At 37.0% G+C, this 12,473-nt stretch carries 10 protein-coding genes and 2 pseudogenes; 4 read left to right on the forward strand and 8 right to left on the reverse strand.

The window, feature by feature from the left end; all coding sequences use genetic code 11:
* Positions 1-23: 23 nt before the first annotated feature.
* The 5 genes and pseudogenes from cas4 to cas3 all read right to left on the reverse strand — a co-directional run bounded on the left by cas4 (position 24) and on the right by cas3 (position 6,241).
* Positions 24-635 (reverse strand): CRISPR-associated protein Cas4, encoded by a 612-nt coding sequence (cas4, locus tag L4F91_RS07280; RefSeq protein WP_395895704.1) that lies wholly within the window; start codon positions 633-635, stop codon positions 24-26.
* A gap of 3 nt (positions 636-638) precedes the next feature.
* Positions 639-1,502, reverse strand: a complete 864-nt coding sequence (gene cas7c, locus L4F91_RS07285) for a type I-C CRISPR-associated protein Cas7/Csd2 (protein WP_395895706.1) — start codon at positions 1,500-1,502, stop codon at positions 639-641.
* Positions 1,503-1,505: 3 nt separating this feature from the next.
* Positions 1,506-3,308 carry a type I-C CRISPR-associated protein Cas8c/Csd1 gene (gene cas8c, locus L4F91_RS07290; RefSeq protein ID WP_395895708.1) on the reverse strand — a complete coding sequence of 601 codons (1,803 nt, stop codon included), beginning with the start codon at positions 3,306-3,308 and terminating at the stop codon, positions 1,506-1,508.
* A complete protein-coding gene (gene cas5c, locus L4F91_RS07295; protein WP_395895709.1) occupies positions 3,305-3,982 on the reverse strand; it encodes a type I-C CRISPR-associated protein Cas5c in 678 nt (225 codons plus the stop codon). The genes cas8c and cas5c overlap by 4 nt, the downstream gene beginning before the upstream one ends.
* Before the next feature lie 38 nt (positions 3,983-4,020).
* Positions 4,021-6,241: pseudogene (cas3, locus tag L4F91_RS07300) on the reverse strand (CRISPR-associated helicase Cas3').
* Between the two features lie 338 nt (positions 6,242-6,579).
* Between cas3 and tnpA the strand changes: the two are divergent.
* A pseudogene (gene tnpA / locus L4F91_RS07305) lies at positions 6,580-7,040 on the forward strand (IS200/IS605 family transposase).
* Positions 7,041-7,345: 305 nt separating this feature from the next.
* Here the strand turns inward: tnpA and L4F91_RS07310 are convergent.
* The 3 genes from L4F91_RS07310 to L4F91_RS07320 form a co-directional block, all read right to left on the reverse strand.
* Complete coding sequence (locus tag L4F91_RS07310) at positions 7,346-8,143, reverse strand: tyrosine-type recombinase/integrase (RefSeq protein ID WP_395895711.1); 798 nt, start codon at positions 8,141-8,143, stop codon at positions 7,346-7,348.
* Between the two features lie 168 nt (positions 8,144-8,311).
* Positions 8,312-8,623, reverse strand: coding sequence for a helix-turn-helix domain-containing protein (locus tag L4F91_RS07315; protein WP_250350011.1), 312 nt, complete (start codon positions 8,621-8,623; stop codon positions 8,312-8,314).
* A gap of 642 nt (positions 8,624-9,265) precedes the next feature.
* Positions 9,266-9,784: an Hcp family type VI secretion system effector gene (locus L4F91_RS07320; protein ID WP_250350010.1), complete on the reverse strand. Its 519-nt coding sequence runs from the start codon at positions 9,782-9,784 to the stop codon at positions 9,266-9,268.
* A gap of 227 nt (positions 9,785-10,011) precedes the next feature.
* On the opposite strand from L4F91_RS07320, the gene tssB reads away from it, so the two are divergent.
* The 3 genes from tssB to tssE are packed head-to-tail and all read left to right on the forward strand — an operon-like array spanning position 10,012 to position 12,473.
* A complete protein-coding gene (tssB, locus tag L4F91_RS07325; RefSeq protein ID WP_103852645.1) occupies positions 10,012-10,512 on the forward strand; it encodes a type VI secretion system contractile sheath small subunit in 501 nt (166 codons plus the stop codon).
* 25 nt (positions 10,513-10,537) lie between these two features.
* The gene (gene tssC / locus L4F91_RS07330; RefSeq protein ID WP_250350008.1) at positions 10,538-12,019 is read left to right on the forward strand and encodes a type VI secretion system contractile sheath large subunit; all 1,482 of its coding nucleotides are present in this window, start codon (positions 10,538-10,540) and stop codon (positions 12,017-12,019) included.
* Positions 12,020-12,023: 4 nt separating this feature from the next.
* Positions 12,024-12,473 carry a type VI secretion system baseplate subunit TssE gene (tssE, locus tag L4F91_RS07335; protein ID WP_250350007.1) on the forward strand — a complete coding sequence of 150 codons (450 nt, stop codon included), beginning with the start codon at positions 12,024-12,026 and terminating at the stop codon, positions 12,471-12,473.

Consider the following 12,473-nt stretch of genomic DNA (forward strand, 5'->3'; position numbering starts at 1 on the left):
CATTTTTATACCGCACTTTGCTTTTATTCTTTCTCATCAAACAACCTTTTGATATAAGATTGCGATTTATCTTTTTCCAATAATGCAGGCTGGCAAAGCTCAATTAAGGAACAAGCCTTACAGTGTTTCCCATATTGTGGTGCAGGCGTTATGCCGCTTTCTAACAATGCTTGTACATTAGCAATGTTATCTAATGTTCTGTTTCTTAATTCAGCTGAAAACAGAACAGGTAAACGATGTCGCGTTTGTAAATACCATATCGCCCCTTCCGTAATAGACTGCCCAGTCATTTCTTCTAAACATAATGCTTGAGCGCAAAGTTGAATTTCATCAATAGGTTCAAGTTTGGGTTTGCCACATTTGTACTCTACGGGCTTTAATTGACCTGAGCTAAGATCTTGCTCTACGAGATCCAAAATTCCCGTTAATCCAAGCTGTTGCGCACAAACATGGACAGTTCGCTCAAAACGAATTCCCTTACGGCTTTCAGGTTCGCCTGAATCGACACGCTCGTGCAAGGTTCTACCTTGTGCCGTAAGCAAGTTTTCTTCCCACGCCTGCTCGTTATGGATTAACGCACATTGGCGTGGGCAGAAAGCATAATGCTGTAATGCCGAAAGGGAAACGATATACATTGGTTAAATTAATTCTTCAACCGTTACGCCTGTTAACCCATCGGTATTCACTGAGATACGGTAATCATCAAATGACTGTGCAGGCATTGCCATATCACCATTCACACGCTCAACGGTGACTCGCTCAAATAATTTATGCGCTGGCTGATTACCTAAGGCGTCTTGATGTTTAAATACCACCAACTTGCGCGCCACCATTTCACCACGCGCGGCAGAATGATCGTGTTCAAACATTAGCTGTAAAGCCTGCCATAACTTCTGTAAATCGTCATCACTAAAGCCCGTTTTCTCTGCTAATTTTGCTGAAATAAAGCCGTGTACACGATAAAGTCCGTAAGGAACAATGGATTTACGCCCCATAGTACGTTCTTTTTCAAGATCTTTCTCATTGGTTACAGCCATACGCGTAATAGAAAGTTCCACTGGAACAATCGGATCGATTGATTGTGCAAAGGCAAATTGCACAGGACCACGAACTTGACCGCTATTAACTTCTGTCGTCATTACTGCGCCAAAACTACGAACATCAAAGAAATTTTTGCACATCCACGCGGTAATTTCTCGTGCTTTGGCTTCATCTTTCGGCAGTTTTTTCGCTTCAGGCTTGATGGATAAAGCTTCATAGGCACGTTTATTTTGTAAATTCAGTACGCTTTTCTCTTTCACATAAATCTCGTAGCCTGGCTCATTTTCATAGCATAATTCAATAAAATTACGTATCTTACGTTTTAAACAAACATCTGTAACCAAGCCTTTGCTGGTTTCAGGATCCATACGCGGTAAATTTCCTGCATCAGGATCACCATTTGGATTCCCATTAGTAACATCAAAAAAATATACAAATTCATAACGATTCTGGATAGTCATTTTTTACTCCTTGATTGATTCGGTTTCATCAGCATTAACTTTTTTGCTGAAATAACGTTCTTTTTCTTGATAATAGCCTAATGCAAAGCGTCCTTGTTCCTCAATATTCAGATGACGCGGAAAAACAGTTGGTAATTTTGCTAAAATTGCAGCAAGCTCCTTACTTAAATTAATCGCCATCCCCACGTTGTCTTTCTTTAAACGGGAAAAATGATGCTGACTCCCTTTAAGAAGACGCGGGAAAACTGAATAAGGCACAGTAGATGCAGAGGCATAATAACGATCGACAATATTTGCATTGAGATCACCCAACGCTTGGTATTGAACGCGTTCTAACAACGCAAACAATCGTCCAAGAAGATAAGCTGTATGATCACTATTTTCATCTAATTCCATAGGAACTCCTTGTTTTATCAAACCTTTTCTAAATCGCCGCTGAAGTACGGCTTTAACCATTGCAATTCTCAATCCTGTTATTTGTCCATCCGCTCTAAGTCGCATCAGTAATTGAGATAATAAATTCATCGGATAAAGACTATCAGTAAAAATAGCTCGAGCCAACTCTCCTGCGAGCACAGAGGAAATATTCTCAGATTTACCTTTGCCTGTGCGATCTAATGGCGTTGTTTGCAACAATAAACGCCAAATAGAAGGCGGCGTTTTCCAAGGGCGAGGATTAAGTGCGAGCTCCTGCCAATGCATCGCTAAATTATTGGCTAGCTCGCCAAAACTGCTTTCCAACCAAAAACGAATAGAAATTCTTGATGCATTTGGCGCTAAACCTAAAATGAAAAAACGGGTACTCGGCGCTACCCCTAGATTAATCTCTTGTAAGGGTCTGCCTTTACTCATTTTTTCTAGCATATCAAAAATAGGGCTATTCTCTTGCTCATCATCAGGTGGCGTAAAAAAACCAGCAAAAAATTGTTCCGCCATCTCCGCTTGTTCAACATATTCTGCTTCTGCCCAAAAAACGGTGCTTGTATCTCCAATCATTAAATGATGATTTTTATTGCGTAATAAATAATTTAACGCTGTGGTATAAGCAAATGCGGCTTGTTCTGAAACAGGCGCATTACCACCTTGCTCCTTATTAAAAGAAGTAAAGGCATCTTTGTTGAAGGAAATAATTGAACCGCCCGCAGCTTGTCCACCTTGAACGCCTTTAATTGAAGGATGCAAACGTGCAATAGGTGCTTTTTCACCCGTAATTAAGCAAATTCCTTCTGCCTTTTCATTCTGGGATAATAAACCTGTCCATAAATTTTGTGCTTCAACAGTTTGATGAATATATTCATTTTCACCATCTAACTTAAATACAACGTTAGCATCTAGTATTTCAATAGGACAAAGAGAGTCTGCAAATTTTTCAGGATCCCAAGTTGTTAAGAATTTCACCAAGGCTTGCAAGCCTTTATCTTGAGTATCAGCCAATGTCTCTAAATGAAATTGTTTGAACGCATCGAAAGTATGGCGCGAAAGTAACTCAGGCTGCACTTTCGCAGTATCTTTATACTGATTTGCTTCCACCCCAAGCACATAAGCTGTTTTATCCCATAAAAAGTTCGGTTTTATCCCAGAAGTTCGTTTCACTGCTTGGGGAACATTGATTAACTTCACCCTTGGCTTTTTGTCATCAGTAAAATTAGGAATAACATCAACCAGCTCTCCCTTTGAATTTAATACTAAGATATATCCAATTTTTTCTTCACTGAATCCATAAGAAGGGACTTTAGGTTCACCTGTATCACGATCCTTTTGTGAAGATAAACGATGATAATAACGAACAAGCGATAATAACATCACGATACCACCTCCGTTGCGATAAAAGGTGGCACAGTAATAATGCCATCTTGCATTTTGGCTCTAAAAAAGTGCGGTATATTTTCATTCTGAAAATCAATATCGTGCAACATCCAGCCTAAATCACGCTGACGATCGTTTTCATCTAATAAACATTCAGGTAACGATTCACCTTCATCAATAAAGGCAAATTCCGCCGGAAACTCCCTAACCCCCATACAAGGTTGTTGGAAACACTGCCCTTTTATCGCTCTACGTTTAAACATTTCTAAATGCTTGGTTAAATTATCACTTTGTCCTGCTTTATCGGTCATCACAATATGCGCTTCAATCACATAGGCGACATTTTTTAATACTGTAGCGGCGCGTTGTTGGCGATCTTCTTCAATGATGGTATAAAGTCCTTCCACACTTTTACGTTTTATCGCACCACTTACTTTAGTGGCTGACAATTTGCCACCCAATTCATTCCGACGAATAGATTCAAATTGGATAGGTTTCAGCACGTAGATCTTATCTATCACCCAATTTATCGCAGGCTTCCAATGGATCGCTGATAATATCCCCCGTGCTGCTGAAGGGGTTATTACGTCATAGGATACCCGTTCCACTTTCATTTCAGGGCGGGTGAAACAGGCATAGTCGCCCCAAATATGTAATCTCACTTTATTCTTCATTCACTACTCCATTTATTCTATGGTTATGCTATGACAACTTACCAAGCACAATTTTCCGCAGCAATAAATTCTGGTGTATCCCAATTTAATCCAGAATCTTCGCTATATAAATCCTGATTAATCAGATAATAAAACTGTTCACCAAAACGTTCTCTATTGATTAAATCAACCACGCCACGCTGATAAAGTGCGGTCAAAATTTTCTCAGAAATTTGAATCGTATAGGGTTGCAACTTGCGTAAAATCCCCCTAATTTGTTCGGCATTTTGCAGACAATCGATAAGTTTTTCCGCCTCTTCATTAAAAGGGATAATCAAAGGCACAAGATGGCTTTGAATCATTTGAAATTTTTTTCGCCATGGTTTCAAAAGGGAAATTTAGCCTTGCATTGTGGCAATCTGCTAAAATGCCTGCTTTATCAAGTTCACTCCCCTTTGAAGCATAAACCTGTTTGAAATAATTTAAAATAGCATCTGGTGCCAGTAAATCGAACTGATGCGAGCGCACAACTGAGCGCATACAGGCCGAAAGTACGTTTAACTCCGCTGGCGGCTTCCACTGCTCTTCTGGTTTAAAAATAAAGACTAAACTTTCGCTCTGCGCACGTTTCCCTTCACGATTACAACGTCCTGCGGCTTGAGCAACGGAATCTAAGCCTGCTTCCGCACGCATTACCCGCGGGAAATCAACATCAACCCCCGCTTCTATTAAGGATGTGGAAATCACCCGACAAGACTTGCCTTCTTTCAAGCAATGACGAATCTCATCAAGTATTTGCGTACGGTGTTTAGCACACATCAAGGTGGAAAGATGAAAACATCCCGCCAAGGATTTCGCTAAATGATACAAATGCTGAGCGTGCTTACGATTATTGACAATAATCAGAATTTGTGGATTTTCAGTTAAATAATTGAGTAAAGACTCATCTTTTTGTTCACCAATATGCTGTACAGTGGTACGCGCCAATCGTTCAAATAATTGCTCAGGATTTGGTGCAATTTCGCGTAAATTCTCAAATCCTTTATAGAAACCGTGTTGCTGATGAATTGCAGGTTGAGTCGCGGTACACATTACCACTGAACAGCGATAATTACGCGCAAGCTCATCAATTGCCGCCATAATCGGACGTAATAAATTGAGTGGTAACATTTGTGCTTCATCCAAAATAATCACACTTCCTGTAATATTATGTAGCTTACGGCAACGGGATGAACGATTTGCAAATAAAGATTCAAAAAATTGCACCGCAGTTGTTACCACAACAGGCATATCCCAATTTTCAGAAGCCAAGCGCAATTTATCTTTGCTATGCTTATCCGTTAATTTACTGTCATCAAAGGTACTATGATGCTCCAACACCGCTTTCTCACCAAGATCTCCAAACGCCTGACGAAATTGTGCAGCATTTTGCTCAATAATACTCGTGAACGGAATCACATAAATAATACGACGAAGTTGGTGAATTTTAGCATGTTCAAGAGCAAACGCCATTGAGGTAAACGTCTTTCCGCCACCTGTTGGCACTGTTAACGTAAATAGACCTGTCGGCAACGAGGCTTTCTGTACAGAATCATCAAAAATCTGACTGCGCAACTGATTCAGCGAAGAAATATCCTGATTATCTGAGGATTGTCTAAATTTTGATTGAATAAATTGATTGAAATAATTTTGTAATGTAACAAGTTTGGGAGAAGCGCCACGTTCAATAGGTATATTTTTCCCTTTGTTATAAAAGGCTTCAGTCTCTAAAAAATCCGCATCCACCAAACAAGAATAAAGCATTCGAGTAAAAAAAGACAAAGAAAAAAACTGATCAGTTTTTGATGGTATGATTGTAGGAAAAGGAATCTTATCAGATAACGAAACTTCATCTTTCCAAGCCTTATTCAAGGTAGGAATAGTATTTTCTAAACGCTGAGTTAGAGATGTTAAATCCCCTTCTCGCAAACCATTTGCCAACCCAGCGTGATGACCAGCAATACAAAATGCCATCAACCACCCAAGTTGAGGATATTTTTCCACCGCTAATTTTGCCCCAGCGGTTGAATGATCAACCCGGGCTCCACCGCGCAAGCGTGCTTGATATGACTGACTATACTTACCAAAATCGTGCAATAACCCAATGTGATAGGCAATTTTTTGAGCATCAAAATATTGTGCAAAATCAGCTGCCATTTCCGCAACATTGAGCAAATGATCGCGCAACAACTGCCAATTTTGCTCTGTTAAATCCTCTGTTGAATGAGCGAAAAAAACCATAAGCTCTACTGCTGTAAAAGGTTAATCATTAGACAGTAGTATAAAAAAATCCTTATCTTCCAATCAGTAAAACTAAATTATGTGATACATTTCACATTGTTTTAGAAAATACCTAAGTTTAGGATAAAACTAACATAAAATGATGCAATTGAAAGGCAAATAATAGACATAAAAAAAGCCGCCACCGGCGGCTATCTTATTATAGCCAACCAAAGGCTGGCTATAAAAACCATACGCTATGCGTATGGTGTTAAAGAGCTTAAGCGATGAAAAGAAAAATCCTCACTATATAATGAACGAGGCTGACAACCAAAATTCAACATATAGGAGGATATGTCATGACAAATAAAGCGAATGACGATTTAAGTTTATCACATACAAGGTGGAACTGTAAGTATCACCTAGTATTTATACCTAAATACAGACGGAAAGCTATTTTCGGTAAGCTAAGAGCAGATATAGGGAGTATTTTAAGGCGTTTATGTGATTATAAAGGCGTAGAAATTGTAGAAGCTCATGCGATGAAAGATCATATCCATATGCTTGTAAAAATACCACCGAAATTAGCAGTTTCAAGTTTTATGGGATATTTGAAAGGAAAATCATCATTGATGATTTTTGAAAAGCATGCAAAGCTAAAATATAAATATGGCAATAGACACTTTTGGGCAAAAGGCTATTATGTAAGTACGGTGGGTTTAAATGCCAAGGTGGTAGAGGAATACGTAATCAAGAAAAAGAAGATATGGTACAAGATAATTTAAGTACGAAAGAATATGTGGGCCCCTTTAAGGGGTAACCAAAGTAATCTCTAAACACGGTTGTCGGTCTTTCACACATCCCTTGAGGGATGTGTGAAGTAAAGGCCCTTATAGGGTAGCCTCAAAACCGCACGTTTCACGTGCGGATTGTTATTGATTTATCTATAATTTTATGACACCTGAGGGCGAGCTTGCGAGGGGTTTTAAATCCCTTGTATAGCCCATTAACTCTAATAGCTCTTCAAGTGGAAGATCCAGCCAATACTACCACAAGATCTATTGCTAAATAGATAACTTGATCTTACACAAATTCCAAGGCTTGTAAAGGCTGGACATTAACTTTTTATAATAATGCTGAATTTACAGTGTCTCTAATCATTTCCACATCGTCTTCTATGTAAGTTAGTGTTACCTTAATATCCCTGTGCCCCAATAACTGCTTGGCTACGTAAAGATTATTAGGATTCTTCATTAAATTTGTTGCAACTGTGTGCCTAAATCTATGTGGAGATACATTGAACCCAACAGAACGAGATATAACTTTAAATATATGGCTTATTTGATGTTCACTGGTATTTTTAGCTCTATTCCTGGACAAAGGGCAAAAGAGATTAAAGTTAAATAACTGACAATCATTAGTTTGATTTGCTCGCTTTAATTCAAGGATAAGGTTCTGAAGATAAGGAAACAACTTATCTGAAATAGGAATTGTGTGTGAATGATGATTTTTATTTATTTCGGGAGATATATGAATAATTCTACTCACTAAATCTATATCACCAACCTTTAATTTTATTAATTGAGCTCGGCGAATTGCTGTATATCTGAATGTCTTTATTAACGTTTCAACAAACCATACAGGATTCAAGATACCTGGTAAATTATGTGCACCTTGCAGAAAAAAATCTAACTTTGCTAGTTCTGTACTAGACAAAATTTTCCGCTTAGCTTTTCCCTCTCTTAAAAATAATTTATTACAAGGATTATCTTGATAATCTAATAAATTTTGTTCAATTCCAAATTTATAGATCGCTTTGATGTGGCGCAAATAGCTATTCCATGTGATTGGTTTAATATTACTCCCAACCGCGGTTCTTCTCCAATCTAAAAGCAATAAACTAGAGATTTCATTTGGATACATAACATTGCAATTTCTCTGTAAGAGTCTAATAGCTTTCTGATAACTCTTAATTGTATCTCCTCAAAGATACTTATATAAAAAAATTTTGTAATAACTCTTCAAATGTAATATTACCTACTGCCATAATTAAGGTTCCTTTAATATTCTAATTAAAAAATTTCTAATATACTAAATTTCTATCGATTTAAAATAATTTACTCCATGCAGGATAAAATCTCTTATATCCTTTGAGTTTCGTAATAAATCCAGCAAACACTTCTCTTCTTTATTTATTGCTATAACCCCCCTTTCACCAAAAAGTATATAATTAATATCAACACCCTCTAATCCTAGCTTCATTAAATAGTCGACTCTAGGCATAATTCGATTATGCTCATATTTGAACTGAGCTTGTGATCTAACACCTCCTAATTTTGCAAATGCTCTTTGAGTTAACCCCATTCTCTGTCTTTCTTCTTTTAAACGATGACCAATATACATATACATCCCTATTCTAGATAAAACGTTGACTAGCTCGTAATATATCTATCCAAAATATACTAAGCAATCAATTTTTATTTCATTTTTTCAGATAATAAATGCGAGAGCATACTCGATCTTTAAGGGAGTAACTCATTACATGGCTATAGGTAGGATTCCAATTAGTTATAGATAACACCTATATACATTATTTGATATTTCAGGAACCATGTATTATAAAAGACAAAGCAAACAAGAAAAAAATAGTAAATAGATATTCGTAATATTATATAGCATTTGAAAAAGATTTAATCTATTCATCTCTGCTACATTTTCTTATCTTTTACAGCTTAAAAGTAAGAATAATCAATGACAAAGAAAAAATCAATATTGACGCAGGAACTTTAAGATCAAATAGAATTATAAAAGAAAGAGACTTCCCACTCGAATTAAATAATTGAATGAGGCCTTAATAAAAGAAGCTGAACAGAAAACTTTAGATTATCGTGTGGCATAAAATCATGCAAAGGTCGATAAAAGCCATCCTTATACTCAATCCCAAACATTGAGTATTTAAATAAGTTAGGTGATGGACCTTTAATATAGTAGCTATAATAAAGTATGGTGTGCTTGACACACCATACTCGTAGCTAATCTAGTTAATTAAGCTTCAATTGGTGTACGCCAGTCATCTGAACCTGATGTACCTGCTACAGTATGCTCCCAAGTGATTTTTCGGTAAGCTAAAAAGACATCAAGTAATTGAGTAAACTCTTTTTGAGAAGGATCCTGTGCATGTGGCATTAAAAGATCCATATTAACAATAGTTGCATCTTCTAATGTAGTTGTGAAGTAATGCTCTTGTTTACCTTCAACTGATGTGCGATACCATTTTAATTCTACTTTCGGTAGCATTTCTCCTGAAGCTAACGCATTATAAAGCAATGGAACTGCTTTATTTAGGGCTACCGTTAAAATTAATGGTTTATGTGCACGTTGACCTGATGGTTGACCTGATTGTGGATCCGTTGGTACGGTCACTTGGTGTTTAACCTGCTGAACCAACATTTGATCTTCATGACCTTCAACAAAAATATTTCCCACAGAATCAGCCGTAAACGCACCAGCTGTGATATTACCCTGGGTTTTTCCTGTAATTGAAACGTAACATGGAGTTGGCATAGTAGTTATCCTCACTAATGTAATAATGTAATAAATAATTATTGACGTAAGAAATCAAAAAATATGATTTCTTGTATATTAGTATGTCGTTTTTTACCTAAAAAAACAACAAAAAGCTTAAAAAATACTCTATTAAAAACCCAGAATTTTGATATACTAAATTTGTAGATGGTCTATATACCATGTATACCCCTTTTCATTCTATACAATTAAAGAAGGATAATGCTATGAGTAAAAAAGAAGGTTCTGTTGCACCTAAAGAGCGAATCAATATTAAATACGTCCCAGCAACAGGCGGTGAAACTGCCGAAGTTGAATTACCATTAAATCTCTTAGTTGTTGGTGATATGAAGGGAAAAGCAGAAGACTCATCTATAGAAGAGCGATCAATGATTTCTATTGATAAAAACAATTTTTCTTCAGTTATGGAAGAAATGGAAATTGGTTTGAATATTAATGTTGCAAACAAATTATCCGATGACGCATCACCAGATGATGAAATTAATGTGCAATTAGACATCAAATCTCTTAATGACTTCTCTCCAGATAACATTGTTAAATCCGTTCCTGAATTACGTAAATTGCTTGAATTAAGAGAAGCATTAACTGCCGTCAAAGGACCACTTGGGAATGTTCCGGCTTTTCGAGCTAGAATCGCAGAACTACTCGAAGATGAGCAATCCCGAGCTCAATTACTTGCAGAATTAAATTTAGTTGACAAAAAATAGTTGATCATACCAGAGGACTTTAGATATGGCTGATAAAATCCAAACAGAACAAATCGAACAAAATACCACTACCTCGGGCTCATTACTTGATGAAATCATGGCTCAAACAAGGCTTTCTGAAGATAGTGAAGGCTATGATATTGCTAAACAAGGTGTCGCTGCTTTTATTAGTAACATTTTAGAAACAGGCTCAAAAGAAGAGCCAGTAAACAAGTTATTAATAGATAAAATGATCAATGAGATTGATCGAAAATTAAGCGCCCAAGTAGATGAGATTCTACATCACAATGAATTTCGTAATTTAGAATCATCTTGGCGCTCATTAAAATTATTAGTTGATAAAACAGACTTTAGAGAAAATATTAAGATTAACGTTTTTCATGCAACAAAAGAAGAATTACTCGATGACTTCGAATTTGCACCTGAAATTGTTCAATCTGGTTTTTATAAACATGTTTATTCTTCTGGCTATGGTCAATTTGGTGGTGAGCCCATTGGTGCCGTGATTGGGAACTATGAATTTACCCCAAAATCCCCTGATATGAAACTCTTGCAATATGTGAGCGCCGTAGGCTCTATGGCTCACGCCCCATTTATATCTTCCGTATCCCCTGCTTTCTTTGGTATTCAAAGTTATACTGAATTACCTGCAATTAAAGATCTAAAATCAGTGTTTGAAGGACCAATGTATGCTAAGTGGCGTTCATTACGAGAATCTGAAGACTCTCGTAGTTTAGGATTAACTGCCTCTCGTTTCTTAGTTCGTTTACCTTACTCTGTGTCAGACAATCCGGTAAAAACTTTTGGCTATGAAGAGGATGTAAGTAAAGACCACGAACACTATCTATGGGGTAATAGCGCATTTTTACTAGCTTCTTGCTTGACGGATAGTTTTGCTAAATATCGTTGGTGTGCAAATATTATTGGCCCACAAAGTGGCGGTGCGGTCTATGATTTACCAGTTCATATTTATGAAGCGATGGGACAAATTCAGTCAAAGATCCCAACAGAAGTGCTTATTACAGATAGAAGAGAATTTGAATTAGCGGAAGAAGGATTTATCGCATTAACTATGCGTAAAGGTAGTGATAATGCTGCATTCTTTTCTGCTAATTCTGTTCAAAAACCAAAAATTTTCCCAAATACAAAAGAGGGTAAAATAGCAGAAACCAACTACAAATTAGGTACTCAATTACCATATACATTTATGATCACTCGAGTAGCTCATTTCTTAAAAGTGTTACAACGTGAGCAAATTGGTAGCTGGAAAGAAGCAACTGATTTACAAACCGAGTTAAATAAATGGCTCAAGCAATATGTCGCTGATCAAGAAAACCCACCTGCAGATGTTCGTAGTCGTCGTCCATTCAGAGCGGCATCTATTTCTGTATCAGATGTAGAGGGAGATCCAGGTTGGTTCTTGTCTTCCATCAAATTAAGACCACACTTTAAATATATGGGATCTAACTTTGAACTATCGCTTGTTGGTCGTCTAGACAAGGAATAGAAAAATGGCATTATTAAGTTGGCAACGAGATAGTACAGCTAGCTTATTTGAGCGTATACAGGGGAAGGAGGTAAATCCTTCTCCACTCTCCCATTCTGGTCTCAAAACTTTTATCGAATCAATAAAACATAATCTTAACAATATCCTTAATACCCATCCAGGCACATCACAAAGTGCGGTCCAATTAGGAATTATGGACTTAAATGATGCCACGAGTAATACAGGAGATATCTATCAAAAAATATCCCAAATCATTCAAGAATGCATTTTGAATTTTGAGCCTCGAATCATCGCGGTAAATGTGACACCATTTCCTAATGAAGAGCAACCTCTAACCCTATTTTTTTACGTCACGGCAACAGTATCCTTTGAAGACTACACCAAAGACATTGCCTTTAATTTACACCTAGATAACGATCATCGTTATTATCTAGATATGAGCAACATTACTTAA

The organism is Avibacterium sp. 20-126, from assembly GCF_044358625.1.
In the GTDB taxonomy this organism is placed as follows: Bacteria; Pseudomonadota; Gammaproteobacteria; order Enterobacterales; family Pasteurellaceae; genus Avibacterium.